The following is an 18754-nucleotide window of genomic DNA, read 5'->3' as shown; positions in this document are numbered from 1 at the left end:
GGGGTGTTTCTCCTTGTGGAACCGTGGGGCGGGCGGATCAGCGCTGCAGGGTGAGGACGCCCGGCCGGTACGGCAGCCGGTCGTAGGGTCCGCCCGCCTGCGGGGACTTGCCCTGGTAGAGGAACTGCAGGTTGCAGGGGTCGACCGTCATGGTCTGATCCGGGTTGGCGCGGACGAGATCGCCGTGGCTGATGTCGTTCGTCCAGGTGGCTCCGCTGTTGGCCTTGCCCGCGAAGGGGTTGTTCTCGGTCGCGGCCTGCGGGGTCCACGCGCCGCTCAGGCTGGTGGCCGTGAAGGAGCGGAAGTAGCGGTGCTCGCTCGCGCCCCGGGCCTCGACGATCATGAGGTACTGGTTCTGGCCCTTCACCTTGTAGACCTGCGGCGCCTCGAACAGGTTCTTCACCGTGTCGCTCATGACCGTCGTGTACGACGAGCCGAAGCTGCCGGGGAAGTTCCCGATCGGCATGCTCGCCCGGTAGATCTTGCCGTTGTCACCGGCGAAGAACAGGTACATGTTCCTCTCGTCGGCGATCAGGGTCTGGTCGATCGGACCCGTGGAGGAGTCGGTGCGGGGAATGCTGCCGGTGAACAGCGGCTTCGGCGCGGACCAGCCGTTGGGGTCGGTGGGGTCGCCGGAGGTGCGGTAGCTGAAGGGCGAGGCTCCCCACTGGTAGGCCAGCACCCAGATCTTCTTGGGCGCGAAGTAGAACAGCGTGGGCGCCACCGCCTTCTGGTTCATCGGGGTCTGTCCGGCCGCCGCCATGTCCGGCCAGTTCGTGAAGGGGCTGAAGGCCATCGAGCCGTACGAGGTTCCCGCCGCGCTCGACCCGTAGACCAGGTGCCTGCCGCCCAGCGTCACGTGGGTGAAGTCCTTCAGCGCGGCCCACCCGTGCGACGGCCGCGCCAGGGGACCGGTCGAACTCCACTTGTACGTCGACGGAAGGGCACACGTTCCGCCGCCCGTCCCGGACGGGGCGGTCCACTTCTGGTTGGCGACGGATGCGCAGGTGTGCAGCTGGATCCCGGTGCCGTTCGCGGTGGCCGCGCCGACGGCGTCGAGGCACAGCCCGGACTGGACGCCGGTGATCGTGCCGTCGGTGTTGATGCTCCACTGCTGGTTGGTGCCGCCGTTGCAGTCCCACACGACCACCGGGGTGCCGTTGGTGGTGCCCTTGCCCTTGGCGTCCAGGCACTTGTTCCCGTGGACCTTCAGCTGCTTCGCGGCGGTGTACGTCCAGCGCTGGCGGGCCTGTCCGCCGCAGTCCCACAGGTGCGCCCGGGCGCCGTTGGCCGTGGCGGAGCCGGGCACGTCGACACAGCGGCCGGAGGCCACGCCCTTGATGTCCCCGGTACGGTCGGCCGGATTTGCCGGGGTCGTACCGGAGCCGGACGTGAGAGCGTTCATGACGGCGGTGTACGCGGGCTTGGGCTTGCCGTTCCGGTCGAACAGCAGCGGGTTCTCGCCGCTCCGCCAGGAGTCGCTGTCACGGACGCCCCACACCGTGATGCCGGTGCACCGTGCCACGGACAGGCAGGTGCTCACCGTGCTCGCGTAGTGGGTGGGTGACGCCTGGGCGATGTCCAGCTCGGTGATCTGGACGTCGACGCCCAGGGCGGCGAAGCCGGCCAGGGTGCTCTTGAAGCTCGCCGGCGGGCCGCCCGCGCCGAAGTGGCTCTGGAACCCGACGCAGTCGATGGGAACGCCGCGGGCCTTGAAGTCCTTGACCATGCGGTAGACGCCCTGGGTCTTGGCGTCCGACCAGTTCTCGATGTTGTAGTCGTTGTAGCAGAGCTTGGCCGAGGGGTCGGCCGCGCGGGCGGTGCGGAACGCCTCCTCGATGAAACCGTCGCCCAGCACCTTCTGGAAGACCGAGTCGCGGAGCCGGCCGCTGACGCCGTCGGCGAAGGCCTCGTTGACGACGTCCCAGGCGTAGACCTTGCCCTTGTAGTGGGTCAGCTGGGTGGTGATGTGGTGGTTCATCACGCCGCGCAGCGTCTTCGCGTCGCGGATGGAGCTCACCCAGGAGGGGAGCTGCGAGTGCCAGACCGTGGTGTGGCCGCGTACGCGCTGGCCGCGTGCCAGGGCGCGATCGACGATCCGGTCCGCCGGGGCGAAGTCGAATCTGCCGCGGGACGGCTCGACGGCGTCCCACTTCATCTCGTTCTCCGGGGTGATCATGGTGAACTCCCGGTCGGCGATCGCGGTGTACGTCGAGTCGCCGAGCCTGCCGGCGGCCACAGCGGTGCCGAAGTACCGGCCCGAGGGGGCCGCTTGAGTGCCCAGGCCCGCCGCGCCGGCGGAGCTGGGGAGGAACGTCACGACACCGGTCACCACTGCCGCGGCCGACAGTCCTGCCGCCCAGGTACGGCGACGTCGACGGAGCCGGTGCAGGCCCTTCATGCCTCTCCTCGCGGGTCGCGGTTCACATGGGTGCGTCGTGTCATCGGAGGCCTCTCTTCAGGGGGATATGCCAGTGGGGGAAGGTCACCCCTGAAGTGGAGGCCGCCGGACACGAGGCCGCGTAACAGAAAAGTCGCGCCGCCCGGAATTCCGCTCAGTGAGGCATGTCTCAGGCAGAAAGCGTTATGCCGAGCCCCGCGGTTCGGTCGTCCCCGCAGAGGCGGCGCGAGGCACCCGACCCACCGCCCGGTGGGAGACGGCGTGGCGCGGGAGCGACTCTCAGGCCCAGGCCCGGCGCACGAGGAAGGACGCCTGCCCGGCGAAGGTCCGTGTTCCGTCGGAGCCGTCGAGCCAGATGCCTCCGTCACGGTGACGGAGGACGGAGCCGGGATAGTTGTGCGCGTGCAGGGTCACCGACCCCGGGGCCGCCCCGGGGCGCGGACAGAAGGTCGCGTCCTCACGGAACAGATCGCTGCCGTCGTCGGTGCTCAGCCGCAGCCGCAGGTAGGAGTGGCGAAGGTACCGGCCGTCCGCGGCGCGGAAGGTGACGCACCGCGTGTCGGCCAGCCCCGCGACGACCGTGAAGGTGCCCCGGTTCCGGGTCTGCGCGCCGCTGGACGCGGAGACCCGGCCGAGCGTCGCGTGGTCGCCGGCATGGGTGACGAACAGGCCGGGTTCGTCCACGGACTCCAGCGACCGCGCGCCGAGCGGAACAGTGGCCGCGGCGGCGGGCGGACTCGCGGGGGACGGTTCGTCCGGCGTCGTGGTGCGCGACGGGGCCGGCGAGGCGGTGCCGGCCGTGGGGGCGGCGATGACGGCGGGCACCCGAGGCGCGGGTTCGGGCCAGGTCAGATAGGTGGCGGTGCCGGCGACGAGCACGGCGCCGGTGGCGAGGCTCACCAGCGGGTGAGCGGTGATCGCCGCGAGTTTGCCGCTCAGCGTGCCGTGCAGGCCGCCTCCCCCCGTCGCGGTGCCGAGGGCGACGTGTGCCGCGGCCGGCCCGGCGGTGATCGCGGCGGTACCCGACAGCAGGCCCTTGGCGGCGAGCGCGGAGATTAGTCCGGCCGGGACGGCCAGCGTCGCGAGGCCGAGGGGGAGCAGTTCGGCCGGAACCCGCTCCGTCCTCGTCTCCGCGCAGACCGGGCAGCCACGGGTGTGCCGCGCCATGCGCTTGCGCCACACCGATGTGCGCAGGCCGTCCCAGCCGACGACGGCCTCGTCCAGTCCGGGACAGCGCGGGTCGGCCTCCAGCGCGGCGACGATCGTCCTGCACAGTTCCAGCTGCTCGCGCATGCGTTGCAGGCGTACTCCGACGTGGGCGACCGTGAGGCCCGTCGCGGCGGCGATGTCGTCGCGGCTCAGCGAACCGGCGCATTCCTGCCACCAGAGCGACAGCAGCACCCGATGATCCGGGTCGAGCCACCGCCCGGCCTCGACGACGCGCCGACGCTCGTCCGAGACGTGCAGCCGGAGGATCGCCGTGTCCACGGGCTCGGCGCCGGCATCCGGTATCCGGTGCGCCTCGTCGATGGCCGTGGTCCGGCCGGCGGCGGCGTGTTTCCGGTGCAGGTGGGTGTTGATCTGGCGGAGCGTGATCGACACGAGCCAGGACCGGAAGCTCTCGGCGGCACGCAGGGCAGGCAGGTCACGGACCACCCGCAACAGGGTTTCCTGGACGACGTCGTCGACGTCGGCATGTCCGTTCAGCGCCCTTCCCACGACGTTGTAGACCAGCGGCAGGTACGCGGCGATCAACTGCTCGCGCGCCCGTCGGTCACCGGCCTGCGCCGCGACGACCAGCTCCGCGTGGTCCACGTCGATGAGCCCCATTCCCACCTTCTCCAGGGAAGCGGTCCGCCGGGGTACGGCGACGACCTGCCTCTGCGTCGGCAAAGAATACGACGTGGGACCGGGTCGGTCCGCCGGCGTGGCTCCGTGGGCGGCGGGGCCAGGGCCGGTCCGGTCAGTGCCTGGAGGACACCGGTCCCGGACGCGGCCCCGGCCCGTGACCACGGCGGGCTCGGGGACCACCGAGCCCGCCGCGTCCTCAGCGCTGGAGCGTCAGCAGACCCGGGCGGTAGGCCCACTGGCCGTAGTCGCCGCCGGAGTTGGGATCACGCCCCTGGTAGAGGAACTGCAGGTTGCAGGGGTCGATCGTGAAGGTCTGGTCGGCTCCGGCGCGGATCAGCTCGCCGTGGCTGATGTCGTTCGTCCAGGTGGCTCCGCTGTTGGCCTTGCCCGCGAAGGGGTTGTTCTCGGTCGCGGCCTGCGGGGTCCACGCGCCGCTCAGGCTGGTGGCCGTGAAGGAGCGGAAGTAGCGGTGCTCGCTCGCGCCCCGGGCCTCGACGATCATGAGGTACTGGTTCTGGCCCTTCACCTTGTAGACCTGCGGCGCCTCGAACAGGTTCTTCACCGTGTCGCTCATGACCGTCGTGTACGACGAGCCGAAGCTGCCGGGGAAGTTCCCGATCGGCATGCTCGCCCGGTAGATCCTGCCGTTGTCACCGGCGAAGAACAGGTACATGTTCCTCTCGTCGGCGATCAGGGTCTGGTCGATCGGACCCGTGGAGGAGTCGGCGATGGTTCCCGAGAAGAGCTCCTGCTCCGCCGACCAGCCGTTCGGGTTGGTGGGGTCGCTGGACGTCCGGTAGGAGAAGGCGCTCCTGCCCCACTGGTAGGCGAGCACCCAGATGTTCTTCGGCGCGAAGTAGAAGAGCGTGGGTGCGACGACGGAGTTCGACATCGTGTTCTGGCCGGTCGTGGCCATCTGCGACCAGTCGGTGAACGGGGTGAAGTTCATCGAGCCCCAGCCCACTCCCGTCCCCGTGGTGCCGTGCGTCGTCGCGTAGACGAGGTGCTTGCCGTTGTGGGGGGCGACGGTGAAGTCCTTGAGCGAGGCCCACCCGGCCTTGGGCTGCGCCAGCGCGCCCGTCGACGACCAGCGGTACGTCGAGGGGAGGGCACAGGTGCCGGGGGTGCCGTCGGCGACCTTGACGAGCTGCCACTGCTGGTTGGCGCCGCCCCAGTCGTCGTACTGGACGACGTTCGCGTTGTCGGCGGTGGAGCCGCCCTGGACCTCGAGGGCCTTGCCGCTGTGGCGGGCGACGAGCCTGATGTGGCCGTCCGCGCTGTCGGCCGGCCGCCACTGCTGGTTGGTGCCGTTCACGTCCGTCCACTGGACGATCGCGGCGCCGTTGGCGGTCGACCTGTTCTGGACGTCCAGGACCTTGCCGGAATGGCGGGACTTGACACGGTAGTAGCCGTCGCCGGAGGCGACGAACTGCCACTGCTGCTGGTTCTGGTCATTCCTGGTCCACTGGGTGATGCGGGCGCCGTCGCCGGTCGCCAGGTTGTGGACGTCCAGGGCCTTGCCACTGTTGCGGTTGACCAGCACGTACCAGGCGTTGGTGTCGATGGTGGCCGCGGCGGCGGGCGGGGCGGTGAGGACGGCGGCCCCGAGCAACAGGGACGACAGGACCGCGAGGACGAGACTCAGGACCAGGGGTGGATGGCGAAACCGCATCGGAAGGGCTCCTTCGGGGGTTGGGGGTGAGGTGGCTCCGGCGAACCGCGCGGCGACCGCGTCGTCAGGAGTACGGGGCGAGGGCCGCCACCAGGGGTCCGGCGGAGGCGTTCGCGGCTCGGGATGTTAGCGCTAACATTCTGTCGGCTGCCAGAGCGGGTCTCACAGGGTCTCCTCGGGGGTGAAGTGCGCGTGGGCGGTCAGCCCTTGGTGGCGCCCGCGGTGAGGCCGCCGATCAACTGCCGTTCGGCGACGGCGTAGAAGGCGAGTGCGGGGACCATGGCGAGCACGATGTAGGCGAGAACGAGGGCGAAGTCGGTCGAGTACTGGCCCTGGAACTGCTGGACGCCGACCGGGATCGTCTGCCATTTCGGATCGTTGAACACCAGCAGCGGCAGGAAGAAGTTGTTCCAGCTCGCGACGACCGCCAGCACCGAGACCGTACCGAGCGCCGGACGCGCCATCGGCAGCAGGATCTTCCAGAAGAAGCGGAGCTTGCCGCAGCCGTCCATGGTGGCGGCCTCCTCGATCTCGGCCGGGATGGTCCGGAAGAAACCGCGCAGGATCACGATCGTCATGGGAAGCCCGAAAGCCGCCTGCGGGAGGATCACTCCCAGCGGATTGTCGAGCAGCCCGAACGTGCGCAGCATGAGGAAGAGCGGCAGGACGGCCACCGCGAACGGGAACATCAACCCGATCGTGAAGAGCGTATAGAACAACTCCCTTCCCCGGAAGGCATAACGGGCCAGCACGAACGCCGCCATCGCGGAGGCCGCGACCGTGCAGACCGTCGTGCCGATCGCGATTCCCGCGCTGTTGGCGATCTGCCGCCAGAACATTCCGTCGCCGAGAATTCCGGTGTAGTTGCCGGTCTTCCACTGCTCCGGCAGCCCGAACGGATTCGTCGTGAGCTCGCCGGTGCTCTTGAACCCGGAGATCACCGCGTAGAGCAGCGGCACGGCGACGAACGCAGCGATCAGCCAGACCACGGCGTGCAGTGACAGACCGCGTGCCGTCCGGCGGGCGTTCATCGGCCGCCTCCGGAGGTGACGGCCCCGCTCAGGTCACGGCGGAGCACATAGCGCTGGTAGAAGAGGGAGAAGACCAGGCTGATCATGAACAGCACCACACTGATGGCGCTGGCGTAGCCGACCTGGTACCGCTTGAACCCGAACTGGAACATCGCGATCGCCATCGTCTCGGAGGAGTGATTGGGTCCGCCCGCGGTCATGACCCAGACGAGGTCGAAGAGCTGGATGGACCCGATGATCGACAGGAAGACGCTGATCCGGACGGTCGGGCCCAGCAGCGGCAGCGTCACGTGCCGGAAGCGCTGCCAGGCGCCGGCGCCGTCGATGGCGGCGGCCTCGAGGATCTCGGACGGGATGCTCTGCAGTCCGGCGAGGAAGAGCATCATGTGGAAGCCGAAGTACTTCCAGATCATGACCACGAAGAGGGTCGGCATGACCGTCGAGGGATCGGCGAGCCACTTGCCCTGCAGTCCCTCCAGGCCCAGGAGGCCCGCGAGGTGGTCGGCCATGCCGGCGCCGGGCAGGAAGATCATCGTGAAGAGGACCGCCGTGACCACCTCGGAGAGGATGTACGGCGCGAAGAACAGCATCCGGTAGACGGCCCGGCCACGGAGCCGCTGGTTGAGCAGGACCGCGGTGAACAGGGCGAACGGCAGCTGGATCGTGATCGACAGGACGATCAGGTAGAGCCCGCGCCCCAGGTCGCCGAGGAAGACCTCGTCGTCGAGGAGTCTGGTGTAGTTCGCGAAGCCGACGAATTCGTCCATGGGGCCGACCCCGCCCCATTTGAAGAAGCCGGTCCACACGGCGACGACGATCGGGGCGAGGACGAAGACGAGGAAGAGGACGAGGGCCGGGACGAGGAACCAGGCGACCGACGCCCAGGCGCCCCACCCGCGCGTGCGCGACCGGGCCGGGGCGGGCGGGTGCGCGGGCGCGGCTTCCTCCGTCCGCTTCTCGGCCAGGGCGGACGGGGAGCTAGGCACTCTTCGCAGCCTCGGTGATCGACGTGGTGACCTGCTCGGGGGTCTTCTTCCCGGCTATGAGGTCGGCGACGCTGTCGTTGACCTCCTGACCGACCGCCGGCGCGTACGCCTGGTCGAGGTACAGCTGGAAACCCGTCGCCTTGACCAGGCTCGCGGCCACCACCTTCTTGTTGGCGTCGGCGAGCTGACTCTCCGCGCCCTTGACCACCGGCAGGTAGCCGTTGGAGGCCAGCAGCTTGGACTGGTTGTCCAGCACGAGGAACTTCAGGAAGTCCAGCGCCTCCTTCGGGGCGCCCTTGCGCAACGCGAAGCCGTTACCGCCGCCGAACACCTCGGTGGCCTGCCCCACTCCCCCGTCGACCACGGGGAAGGGGAAGAAGCCCAGGTCCGCTCCCAGGCCGGCGCCCGCGTCCTTGTGCACCGACGGCCCCCACTGCCCCATGAGCTCCATGGCGGCCTTGCCGTTGCCGATGGTCGCGGCCTGCCCGCCCGGGGTGGCGTAGCCGGCGCCGAGGAAGCCCGTCTGGAACGGCTGGAGGTCGACGAGCTCCTTGAGGTGGACACCCGCCCGGACGAAGCCGGCGCCGGTGAAGTCCTTGGTGGTGGCGGCCTGCTGCAGTGCGGGGAGGCCGGCGACGCGCATCGCGAGGTAGGCCCAGTAGTAGTGGCCCGGCCACTTCTCCTTGCCCGCGAGGGCGATCGGGGTGATGCCCGCCGCCTTGAGCTTCCTGACGTCGTCGAGGAACTCGGCCCAGGTGGCCGGCGGGGCGGTGATCCCGGCCTTGGCGAAGAGCTTCTTGTTGTACCAGAAGCCGACCATGCCGATGTCGTACGGCACTCCGTAGGTGCGGCCGCCGAACCGGTAGGGCTGCAGCGAGACCGGAGTGAGGTCGGTCGACCAGTCCAGGACATCGGTGAGGTCCTCGACCAGCCCCGCGTCGACCTGCTGCTGCAGCACACCGCCGCCCCAGGTCTGGAAGACGTCGGGCAGCCTGCCCGACGAGGTGGTGGCGGTCAGCTTGGACTTGAAGGCCTCGTTCTCCAGTGAGGTCGTGTCGATCGCGACCTTCGGGTGAGCGGCCGTGAACGCCGAGGAGATCTGCGGGAAGAGGGACTTGCCCGGCTCCGTCGTGGCGATGTTCCACCACTCGAACGTCACCTTGCCGTCGGCCGACGGGCCGCCGCCCGACGCGCCGGATCCGCAGGCCGCGGTCATGGAGACGGACAGTGCGGTGAAGCCCGCGAGCGCCAGGAAGTTTCGTCGGCTCGGGGGGGTGCTGGCCATGGGACCTCCGTGAGGGGATGCCGGGTTCGGTGCCGGGCCACTGCCGGCGTCAGTGCCGATGTCGCGCTCGAAAACTTTTCGAAATACTCTCGAATTCTGTGGTGCCACAAACTAGGAACGCCGGGCGGTACGGTCAAGACTTCTCACCGATTTATCTGGGAACACCGCGTGATCCCGGTCTTGACAAGCAGTCGCGCCGCCCAGAAACTCTTCGAAAGTTTGCGATACCCGTCGACCACCGGCGGCGTCGAGGAGGAGAGACGTTGAGCGAGCAGCGTGCGACTCTGGCGGTCATCGCCGCGGAGGCGGGGGTCTCCCAGGCCACTGTCTCCAAGGTGATCAACGGCCGGTCCGACGTCGCGCCCTCGACCCGCGAGCGGATCGAGGCACTGCTGCGATCCCACAACTACCTCCAGCCCGGCCGGCAGAACAGGGCGCGCAGATCGGGCCTCGTCGACCTGATCATCGGCGGTCTGGACAGCGCGTGGGCGGTGGAGATACTGCGCGGGGTCGAGGCCGAGTGCGCCCAGCGGGGCGTCGGCACCGTCGTGTCGCTCGTGCCGCCGGGCGAGGCCACGCCGTCGAGCTGGGCCACCCTGCCGGTCCAGCACCACAGCGACGGCGTCATCCTCGTCACCGCCTCGGTCACCCAGGCCCAGCGCGCCCAGGTCGAGCGGGGCGGGGTGGCGCTGGTCGTCATCGACCCGATCGACCTGCCGGGCAACGACGTGCCGAGCATCGGCGCGACCAACTGGGCGGGCGGCCTCGCCGCCACCGAACACCTGCTGGAAATGGGGCACCGCCGGATCGCCGCGATCGGCGGGCGCAAGGAGATGCTCTGCAGCCAGGCCCGGATCGACGGCTACCGGGCCGCTCTGGAGCGGGCCGGGATCGAGGTCGACCGCGACCTGATCCGGTTCGGCGACTTCCAGCACGAGGGCGGGTTCCGGTGTGCCCGGGAGCTGCTCGCCCTGCCCGAGCCACCGACGGCCGTCTTCGCCGGGAGCGACCAGCAGGCGATGGGCGTCTACGAGGCCGCCCGGCAGGCCGGACTGAGCATCCCGGGGGACCTCAGTGTGGTCGGTTTCGACGACCTGCCGATGTGCGAATGGCTGTCGCCTCCGCTGACGACGGTGCGTCAGCCGCTGGAGGAGATGGGTCGGCTCGCCGCCCGCACACTGTTCCAGCTTCTGGAGGACCAGCCCTTGGTCAGCCCCCGGATGGAGCTCTCGACCGAGCTCAAGATCCGGCTCTCCACCGCCTCGCCCCGTCCCTAGGAGAACCCCTTGACCGAGCCCTGGCGTGATCCGCTCCTGCCCGCTTCCGTGCGAGTCGCCGATCTGCTGAGTCGGATGACGCTGGAGGAGAAGGTGGGGCAACTCACCGGCTTCTGGGCCCTGCCCTCGGATCCCGGAGCACCCGTCGCGCCGATGGAGGACGATTCCGGCGAGCCCGCCCCGGGCCTCGACGACATCGTCGGGTACGGTCTCGGCCAGCTCACCCGGGTGTACGGCACCGCGCCGATCACCGCGGAAGCCGGGATGGAGCGCCTCGCCGCGCTCCAGCGCCAGGTGACCGGGTCCGGCCGGTTCGGTGTCCCGGCGATCGCCCACGAGGAGTGCCTGACCGGGTTCATGACGTTCGGGGCCACGGTCTTCCCCGGGCCGCTCGCCTGGGGCGCGTCCTTCGATCCCGGGCTCGTGCGGCGGATGGCCGGGGCCATCGGCGAGGGGATGCGGCGGGTCGGCGTCCATCAGGGGCTGGCGCCGGTGCTCGACGTGGTCCGCGACTACCGGTGGGGCAGGACCGAGGAGTGCATCAGCGAGGACCCCTGTCTCGTCGGAGCGATCGGCACCGCCTACGTACAGGGCCTGGAAGGCGCCGGCGTGGTGGCGACGCTCAAGCATTTCGCCGGATACTCGGCCTCGCGCGGCGGCCGGAACATGGCCCCCGTCGCCGCGGGTCCGCGTGAGTTCGCCGACGTGCTGGTCGAGCCCTTCGTACGGGCGCTGCGCGAGGGAGGCGCCCGGTCGGTGATGAACAGCTACACCGACGTGGACGGCGTCCCGGTCGCGGCCGACGAACACCTGCTGACCGGACTGCTCAGGGACGAGCTCGGTTTCGGCGGTGTCGTCGTCGCCGACTACTACTCCGTCTCCTTCCTGGAGACCCGGCACGGCGTCGCCGGGTCGCGCGGCGCCGCCGGCGCGCTGGCGTTGACCGCCGGAATCGACGTCGAGCTGCCCACCGCCCGTTGCTACGGCGAGCCGCTGACCGCACTCGTACGGTCGGGGGACGTTCCCGCGGAGCTCGTCGACCGGGCCGCCGAGCGGGTCCTGCTGCAGAAGGCCGAACTCGGCCTGCTCGATCCCGACTGGGAACCCGTCAAGCCCGAGCCCGTCGACCTCGACCCGCCGGAGAACCGGGCACTGGCCAGGCTCCTGGCCGAGCGGTCCACCGTGCTGCTCGCCAACGACGGCATCCTGCCACTGCGTCCGTGCCGGGTCGCGGTCGTCGGGCCGTACGCCGACGACCCCCACGCGTTCCTCGGCTGCTATTCCTTCCCCAACCACCTGGCGCTGCCCGGCGACCCCGGGCTGGAGATCCCGACGCTCGGCGAGGCGCTCGCCGCTGCCGGGTTCACGGTCACCGAGGAGGATCCGGAGGTGAACGTGCTCGTACTCGGCGACCGGGCGGGCATGTTCGGCCGGGGCACCTCGGGAGAGGGCTGTGACGCCGAGACGCTCGACCTGCCCGGTGACCAGGCCGCGCTCGCCTCCGCCGTGCTGGACTCCGGGGTGCCGACCGTCCTGGTCCTCGTCTCCGGACGCCCCTACGCGCTCGGCTCGCTCGCCGACCGCGCGGCGGCCGTCGTCCAGGCCTTCTTCCCCGGCGAAGAGGGCGGGACGGCGCTGGCCCGGATCATCAGCGGGGCCGCGGAGCCGTCCGGGCGGCTCCCCGTCTCCATCCCCCGGCAGGTCGGCGGACAGCCCGGCACCTACCTGCACTCCGCGTTGGGCGGGCACACCGACTGGAGCTCGGTGGACCCGACTCCGCTGTTCCCGTTCGGGCACGGGCTGAGCTGGACCAGCTTCACCTGCTCGGATCTCTCGGTGGATCCCGTCGCCCCGACGGACGGAGCCGTCTCCGTCGCGGTCACCGTACGCAACGTCGGCGAGGTGGCCGGGACCGAGGTGGTCCAGCTGTACCTCTCGGACCCCGAGGCGTCCGTCGTCCGGCCCCGGCGGTGGCTGGCCGGATTCGGCAGGGTCGAGCTGCGGCCGGGCGAGGCCGCCCGGATCACCTTCTCCGTCCACGCCGACCGGACCTCCTTCACCGGTGTCGACCTGCGCAGGAGAGTGGAGCCCGGAGAGATCGGCGTGGCCGTCGGACGATCCAGCGGCGACCTCCCGCTCCAGGGCTCCTTCACCCTGCGCGGCCCGGTGCGTCACCCGGCGGCCGACCGCGTGCTGTCCGTGCCGGTCGAGATCGTCCCGGTCCCATGACCCGGCCTCGCCGATGAAGCAGTCCCTATCGAAAAACTTTCGATAGGGACTGCTTCGTCATGGCACTTTTCGGCATTCCCTGACGGACCGCCAAAGGACCAAGCCCGCCTCATTATCGGGCCGCATTACCGAAAACTCTTCGAAACACTTGACATGTTCCTGCGGTGTTTCCAGACTGAATTCCGAGGCGCTACCGCCCCTTTTCCTGCGTGTCGCGGTGCCGGCCTCGAATCATTGCGCCCTGATGGTCCGCGTCCTTTTCCCACCGACGCGGACATCACCGTCGCGGAATTTCTTCCGCCGCGCTCGCATCCATCCGTGATTTCCGTACGGGAGGTCCAGCCATGCGTTCACACGTCACCCCGTCCACCGTCCGCCGGAGAATAGGTGGCCTCTGCGCGGCGCTGATCGTCGGCGTCCTCGGTTCCGCCACCGTGCTGGTGGCGCCGCCGGCCTCGCACGCCGCCGAGAGCACGCTCGGCAGCGCGGCGGCGCAGAGCGGCCGGTACTTCGGCACCGCCATCGCGTCGGGCAGGCTCGGCGACTCGACGTACACGACGATCGCGAGCCGCGAGTTCAACTCGGTGACGGCCGAGAACGAGATGAAGATCGACGCCACCGAACCCCAGCAGGGCCGGTTCGACTTCGCCGCCGGCGACCGCGTCTACAACTGGGCGGTGCAGAACGGCAAGCAGGTGCGGGGCCACACCCTGGCCTGGCACTCCCAGCAGCCCGCCTGGATGCAGAACCTCAGCGGCAGCGCGCTGCGCCAGGCCATGATCAACCACATCAACGGCGTGATGGCCCACTACAAGGGCAAGATCGCCCAGTGGGACGTCGTGAACGAAGCCTTCGTCGACGGCACCTCGGGAGCCCGGCGCGACTCCAACCTGCAGCGCACCGGCAACGACTGGATCGAGGTCGCCTTCCGCACCGCACGCGCCGCCGACCCGGCGGCCAAGCTCTGCTACAACGACTACAACGTCGAGAACTGGACCTGGGCCAAGACCCAGGCCATGTACGCGATGGTCCGGGACTTCAAGCAGCGCGGGGTGCCCATCGACTGCGTCGGCTTCCAGTCGCACTTCAACAACGACAGCCCCTACCACAGCAACTTCCGCACCACTCTGCAGAACTTCGCGGCCCTCGGCGTCGACGTCGCCATCACCGAACTCGACATCCAGGGCGCCTCGGGCACGACCTACGCCAACGTGACCAACGACTGCCTGGCCGTTCCCCGCTGCCTCGGCATCACCGTCTGGGGCGTGCGCGACACCGACTCCTGGCGAGCCGAGCACACGCCACTGCTGTTCAACGGCGACGGCAGCAAGAAGCCCGCGTACACCTCCGTCCTCAACGCGCTCAACAGCGGCTCCACCACTCCCCCTTCGGGTTCCGGACAGATCAAGGGAGTCGCCTCGGGCCGCTGCCTGGACGTACCCGGTGCCGTGACCACCGACGGCACCCAGCTCCAGCTGTGGGACTGCAACAACCGCACCAACCAACAGTGGACCCACACCACCTCGGGTGAGCTCAGGGTCTACGGGGACAAGTGCCTGGACGCCGCCGGCACCGGCAACGGCGCCAAGGTGCAGATCTACGGCTGCTGGGGCGGCGACAACCAGAAGTGGCGCCTCAACTCCGACGGAACCATCGTCGGCGTCCAGTCCGGCCTGTGCCTCGACGCCGCCGCGGGCGGCACCGCCAACGGCACGCCGATCCAGCTCTACTCGTGCTGGAACGGCGCCAACCAGCGCTGGACCCGCGCCTGACCCACCGCGGCGCACCAGAGGGGGGAGCCAGGACGGATCCTGGCTCCCCTCGGCGCGGTCAGGCAGGGGAAGGGTTGCCGTAGTAGGCGTCGGGGCCGTGCTTGCGCGTGAAGTGGCGGTCCAGCAGGTGTTGCGGGGGCTCGACCGTGCCCAGGGCGATGGTGTGGAGGGCCATCTCGGCCACCGCCTCGCAGATGACGGCATGCTCCAGGGACGTGGTGGCGTCGGCGCCCCAGGTGAACGGGCCGTGGTGGGCGACCAGGGCGCCGGGGACCTCCCGGGCCCGGGTGTCGTCGCCGCCCAGCAGGTCCACGATGACCTGGCCGGTGTTGTACTCGTAGTCCGAGGCGCACTGCTGCGGGGTGAGGGGCGCGGTGACGGGAACGGGTCCGTTGAAGGTGTCCGCGTGGGTCGTGCCGAGCACCGGTATCGGACGCCGGGCCTGGGCGAAGGCGACGGCGTGGGTGGAGTGCGTGTGGGTCACGCCTCCGATGGAGGGGAAGGCCAGGTAGAGGCTGCGGTGCGTCTCCGTGTCGGTGGACGGGCGCAGACGGCCCTCCACGACGCTCCCGTCGGCGAGGGAGACGACGACCAGGTCCTCCTCGCTCAGCACCTCGTAGGCCACGCCCGAGGGCTTGATGACGAAGACGCCGGCCTCGCGGTCCACGCCGCTCACGTTGCCCCAGGTGAGCGTGGCGAGCCCGGCTCGCGGGATGCGGAGGTTGGCCTCCAGGACCTCTCGGCGCAGTTCCTGGGAAACGGCGGTGCTCACGGAGGACTCCGTCCTGGTGGGAGTGGTGGCGGGGGTGCTCACAGGCTCTGGGCCAGACGGTGGTAGGCCTGGTTCCAGCGCAGTTCGCGGGTGAAGCGCCGGATGGTGGTCTCTTCGTCGATGACGGCGAGTTCGGTCCGCAGCATCTCGGCGAGGTCGTCGAGCTCCTCGCCACCGAGGGCGGTGGTCAGGACCGTGTGGTGCGGTGCTCCCGCCGTCAGCCAGGCCTCGGTGGAGGTGCGCAGATCGGGGCGGGGGCGCCAGACGGCCCGGGCCACGGGGAGCTTCGGCAGGGGCTCGGGCGGGGCGACGACGTCGATGTGGTTGGCGACGAGGCGGAACCGGTCGCCCATGTCGGCGAGACCGACGACGACGGCCGGACCCGGGTCCGCGTCGAAGACGAGGCGGACGGGGTCCTCCCGTCCGCCGATGCCGAGCGGGTGGATCTCGCAGGTGGGCGTGGCCGTGGTGAGGGAGGGGCAGACCTCGAGCATGTGGGCGCCGAGGATGAGCTCCTGGCCGGGCGTGAGGTCGTAGGTGTAGTCCTCCATGAAGGAGGTGCCTCCGGGCAGGCCGTGGGCCATCGCCTTCAGCGTGCGCAGCAGCGTGGACGTCTTCCAGTCCCCTTCGCCGCCGAAGCCGTAGCCGTCCGCCATCAGGCGCTGCACGGCGAGGCCGGGCAGCTGGCGCAGGCCCCCGAGGTCCTCGAAGTTGGTGGTGAAGGCGCGGAACCCTCCTTCGGTGAGGAAGGTGCGCAGGCCGGCTTCGATGCGGGCGGCGTAACGCAGGGAGTCGTGCCGCTCGCCGCCGGGCCGCAGCTCGGGCGCGAGGGCGTAGAGGTCCTGGTACTCCTTGACGAGGGCGGAGACGGTGTCGTCGGGGGCGGCGTCGACCGCGGCGACGAGGTCGTTGACGCCGTAGGTGTTGACCGAGACCCCGAACCGCAGCTGTGCCTCGACCTTGTCGCCCTCGGTGACGGCGACGTCGCGCATGTTGTCACCGAACCGGGCGAGTCTGAGGGTGGTGAGTTCGGACCGGCCGACGGCGGCGCGTGCCCATCCGGCGATGCGCTCGACGACGTCGGGGGCGGAGACGTGGCCGGCCACGGTCTTGCGCGGGACACCGAGGCGGGTCTGGACGAAGCCGAACTCGCGGTCGCCGTGGGCGGCCTGGTTCAGGTTCATGAAGTCCATGTCGATGGTGGACCAGGGCAGCCGGCGGTTGGCCTGGGTGTGCAGGTGCAGCAGGGGCTTGCTCAGGGCGTCGAGGCCGGCGATCCACATCTTGGCCGGGGAGAAGGTGTGCATCCAGGCGATCAGGCCGATGCAGCGGTCGTCCGCGTTGGCCTCCAGGCAGACCGCGCGGATGGCGGCCGCGTCGGTGAGGACCGGCTTCCACACCAGGCGGACGGTCATCCGGGGCTGACCGGCGAGGGTGTCGCAGATGGCGCGGGACTGGTCGGCGACCTGGGCCAGGGTGTCGTCGCCGTAGAGGGCCTGGCTGCCGGTGAGAAACCAGATCTCGCGGTCGGGCGGGGCGAGCGTCATGTCGGGTGTGCTCCTCGGAGGTGCTGGGGCGGAGAGGTCGGGCGGGTGGGGGCCGGGGCGAAGAGGCGCCCCGGTCAGCCGGTGGTGGCCAGGCGGGCGGTGTTGCGGATCCGTCGCAGGCGGTGCAGGAGGAGGTCCGCTCCGGTGCCGAAGTGGTCGTGCAGGGCGCGGTACTCCTGGAACAGCGCGTCGTAGACGTCCGCCCGTGCGGGGTCGGGCACGTACGCGTGGCGCCGGACGCTGCCCATCACGGAGGCGGCGGAGCGGACGTCGGGGTAGGCGCCCGCGGCGACGGCGGCGTGGATGGCGGAGCCCAGTGCCGGCCCCTGTTCAGAGGTGCCGACGGACACGGGCCGGCGGAGCACGTCGGCGTAGATCTGCATGAGCAGCGCGTTCTTCCTCAGTCCACCGGTGACGATGAACTCCTCGACCGGGATCCCGCCGCCCTCGAAGGTCTCGACGATCATCCGGGTGCCGTAGGCGGTGGATTCGAGCAGGGCCCGGTAGACGTCCTCGGGCCGGGAGTCGAGGGTGAGGCCGGCGATGACTCCGGAGAGGTGGTGGTCGACCAGGGTGGAGCGGTTGCCGTTCATCCAGTCCAGGGCGACCAGGCCGTGCGCGCCGACCGGCTGGTCGGCGGCCTTGCGGGTCAGGAGCTGGTGGAGGTCCTCGCCCGACGCCTCGGCCTCGGCGCGGTAGTGGTCCGGGACGCCCTGGCGGAGCCACCAGGCGAAGATGTCGCCGACCGCGCTCTGCCCGGCCTCGTAGCCGTAGGCGCCCTCGACGATGCCGCCGTCGACGACCCCGCAGATGCCGGGTACCTCGGCGAGGGTGGCGCCGCTGAGGACGTGGCAGGTGGAGGTTCCCATGATGGCGAGCATCCGGCCGTTCTCCACGGCGCCCGCCGCGGGTGCGGCGACGTGGGCGTCGACGTTGCCCGCCGCGACGGCGATGCCCTCGGGGAGACCGGTCCAGTGTGCGGCCCGGCCGCTCAGGGTGCCGACGCGGGAGCCCAGCGGGGAGAGGGGGTGCTCCAGGCGGGTGGCGGGGAAGTCGGCGAATTCCGGGTGGAGTCCGGCGAGGAAGTCGGGCGAGGGATAGGTGCCGTCCTGGTGGATGCCCTTGTAGCCGGCGGTGCAGGTGTTGCGGGACTCGGTGCCGGTCAGCTGCCAGACGATCCAGTCGGCCGCCTCGATCCAGCGGGCGCAGGCAGCGTAGACGGCCGGGTCCTCCTCCAGGACCTGCAGGGCCTTGGCGTACTGCCACTCGGAGGAGATCTTGCCGCCGTACCGCGCGATCCACTTCTCGCCGCGTGCGTGGGCGAGGGCGTTGATGCGGTCGGCCTGGGCCTGGGCCGCGTGGTGCTTCCACAGTTTGGGCCAGGCGTGCGGGCGGTCGGCCCACTCGGGCGTCAGGGCGAGCGGGGTGCCGTCCGGGGTGGTCGGCAGGACCGTGCAGGCGGTGAAGTCGGTGGCGATGCCGATGACGCGGGCCGGGTCGACTCCGGCGTCGGCGAGCGCCGCCGGAACGGCGGTCCTCAGGACGTCGCGCCAGTCCTCGGGGTGCTGCAGGGCCCAGTCGGGGGGCAGGGGGGCGCCGGAGGAGGGCAGGTGGTCCTCGATGACCGCGTGACGGTACTCGTGGACCGCCGAACCGAGTTCGGCGCCGTCCCGGACCCTGACCACGACGGCGCGCCCGGAGAGGGTGCCGAAGTCGACTCCGATGGTGCACGCCTCGGGGTGGTGCGGGGCTGCGGGGCCGGAATGGGCGCGTGGGGTCACGATGCGGTCTCTCTCATCAGGGCGGGACTGCGGTAGGACTCTGATTGTTAACGCTCACATTCGGAGTGAACAAGAGTCGGGCGCGATCCTGTCGAATATCGGGCGAGGATGGGAGCTTGCGAAGTGAGCGCTCACCTGCGGGGCCGGGGG

The 18754-nt window shown here is 70.3% G+C and carries 12 protein-coding genes; 3 read left to right on the top strand and 9 right to left on the bottom strand.

Annotation, left to right across the window (positions count from 1 at the left end; translation table 11 throughout):
* Nucleotides 1-37: 37 nt before the first annotated feature.
* The 6 genes from ACFY7C_RS16575 to ACFY7C_RS16550 all read right to left on the bottom strand — a co-directional run bounded on the left by ACFY7C_RS16575 (nt 38) and on the right by ACFY7C_RS16550 (nt 9226).
* Entirely contained in the window at nt 38-2401 is a 2364-nt protein-coding gene (locus ACFY7C_RS16575) for a non-reducing end alpha-L-arabinofuranosidase family hydrolase (protein ID WP_389650200.1), read from the bottom strand.
* Nucleotides 2402-2680: 279 nt separating this feature from the next.
* The gene (locus ACFY7C_RS16570) at nt 2681-4231 is read right to left on the bottom strand and encodes a sigma-70 family RNA polymerase sigma factor (RefSeq protein ID WP_389650198.1); all 1551 of its coding nucleotides are present in this window, start codon (nt 4229-4231) and stop codon (nt 2681-2683) included.
* Between the two features lie 217 nt (nt 4232-4448).
* Nucleotides 4449-5924: a non-reducing end alpha-L-arabinofuranosidase family hydrolase gene (locus ACFY7C_RS16565; RefSeq protein ID WP_389650196.1), complete on the bottom strand. Its 1476-nt coding sequence runs from the start codon at nt 5922-5924 to the stop codon at nt 4449-4451.
* A 200-nt stretch (nt 5925-6124) separates the two neighbouring features.
* Nucleotides 6125-6955 (bottom strand): carbohydrate ABC transporter permease, encoded by an 831-nt coding sequence (locus tag ACFY7C_RS16560; RefSeq protein WP_389650193.1) that lies wholly within the window; start codon nt 6953-6955, stop codon nt 6125-6127.
* Nucleotides 6952-7941 (bottom strand): carbohydrate ABC transporter permease, encoded by a 990-nt coding sequence (locus ACFY7C_RS16555; protein WP_389650190.1) that lies wholly within the window; start codon nt 7939-7941, stop codon nt 6952-6954. The genes ACFY7C_RS16560 and ACFY7C_RS16555 overlap by 4 nt, the downstream gene beginning before the upstream one ends.
* Nucleotides 7934-9226, bottom strand: coding sequence for an extracellular solute-binding protein (locus tag ACFY7C_RS16550; RefSeq protein WP_389650187.1), 1293 nt, complete (start codon nt 9224-9226; stop codon nt 7934-7936). Before ACFY7C_RS16550 ends, ACFY7C_RS16555 begins: the two co-directional genes overlap by 8 nt.
* Nucleotides 9227-9489: 263 nt before the next feature.
* Between ACFY7C_RS16550 and ACFY7C_RS16545 the strand changes: the two genes are divergently transcribed.
* The 3 genes from ACFY7C_RS16545 (at nt 9490) to ACFY7C_RS16535 (ending at nt 14504) form a co-directional block, all read left to right on the top strand.
* The gene (locus tag ACFY7C_RS16545; RefSeq protein WP_389650184.1) at nt 9490-10503 is read left to right on the top strand and encodes a LacI family DNA-binding transcriptional regulator; all 1014 of its coding nucleotides are present in this window, start codon (nt 9490-9492) and stop codon (nt 10501-10503) included.
* Nucleotides 10504-10512: 9 nt separating this feature from the next.
* A complete protein-coding gene (locus ACFY7C_RS16540; RefSeq protein ID WP_389650181.1) occupies nt 10513-12732 on the top strand; it encodes a glycoside hydrolase family 3 N-terminal domain-containing protein in 2220 nt (739 codons plus the stop codon).
* 344 nt (nt 12733-13076) lie between these two features.
* Nucleotides 13077-14504 (top strand): endo-1,4-beta-xylanase, encoded by a 1428-nt coding sequence (locus tag ACFY7C_RS16535; protein WP_389650179.1) that lies wholly within the window; start codon nt 13077-13079, stop codon nt 14502-14504.
* A gap of 58 nt (nt 14505-14562) precedes the next feature.
* Here ACFY7C_RS16535 and araD read toward each other — a convergent pair whose 3' ends face one another.
* The 3 genes from araD to araB form a co-directional block, all read right to left on the bottom strand.
* The gene (gene araD / locus ACFY7C_RS16530; RefSeq protein WP_389650176.1) at nt 14563-15276 is read right to left on the bottom strand and encodes an L-ribulose-5-phosphate 4-epimerase AraD; all 714 of its coding nucleotides are present in this window, start codon (nt 15274-15276) and stop codon (nt 14563-14565) included.
* A gap of 38 nt (nt 15277-15314) precedes the next feature.
* Nucleotides 15315-16823 carry an L-arabinose isomerase gene (araA, locus tag ACFY7C_RS16525; RefSeq protein WP_389650173.1) on the bottom strand — a complete coding sequence of 503 codons (1509 nt, stop codon included), beginning with the start codon at nt 16821-16823 and terminating at the stop codon, nt 15315-15317.
* A 74-nt stretch (nt 16824-16897) separates the two neighbouring features.
* A complete protein-coding gene (gene araB, locus ACFY7C_RS16520) occupies nt 16898-18604 on the bottom strand; it encodes a ribulokinase (RefSeq protein ID WP_389650170.1) in 1707 nt (568 codons plus the stop codon).
* Nucleotides 18605-18754: the final 150 nt, after the last annotated feature.

Origin of the sequence: Streptomyces sp. NPDC012769 (assembly GCF_042901205.1) — a bacterium.
Lineage (GTDB): Bacteria > Actinomycetota > Actinomycetes > Streptomycetales > Streptomycetaceae > Streptomyces.
Note: the sequence above shows the minus strand (reverse complement) of the source record. Positions and strands in the feature narration are given on the sequence as shown.

Excerpts from the sequence above, each read along its gene's own strand:
- ACFY7C_RS16575 (WP_389650200.1), bottom strand. The coding sequence starts at position 2,401 with ATGAAGGGCCTGCACCGGCTCCGTCGACGTCGCCGTACCTGGGCGGCA.
- araA (WP_389650173.1), bottom strand. The coding sequence starts at position 16,823 with ATGACGCTCGCCCCGCCCGACCGCGAGATCTGGTTTCTCACCGGCAGC.
- ACFY7C_RS16535 (WP_389650179.1), top strand. The coding sequence starts at position 13,077 with ATGCGTTCACACGTCACCCCGTCCACCGTCCGCCGGAGAATAGGTGGC.
- ACFY7C_RS16550 (WP_389650187.1), bottom strand. The coding sequence starts at position 9,226 with ATGGCCAGCACCCCCCCGAGCCGACGAAACTTCCTGGCGCTCGCGGGC.
- ACFY7C_RS16560 (WP_389650193.1), bottom strand. The coding sequence starts at position 6,955 with ATGAACGCCCGCCGGACGGCACGCGGTCTGTCACTGCACGCCGTGGTC.
- ACFY7C_RS16570 (WP_389650198.1), bottom strand. The coding sequence starts at position 4,231 with ATGGGGCTCATCGACGTGGACCACGCGGAGCTGGTCGTCGCGGCGCAG.
- ACFY7C_RS16565 (WP_389650196.1), bottom strand. The coding sequence starts at position 5,924 with ATGCGGTTTCGCCATCCACCCCTGGTCCTGAGTCTCGTCCTCGCGGTC.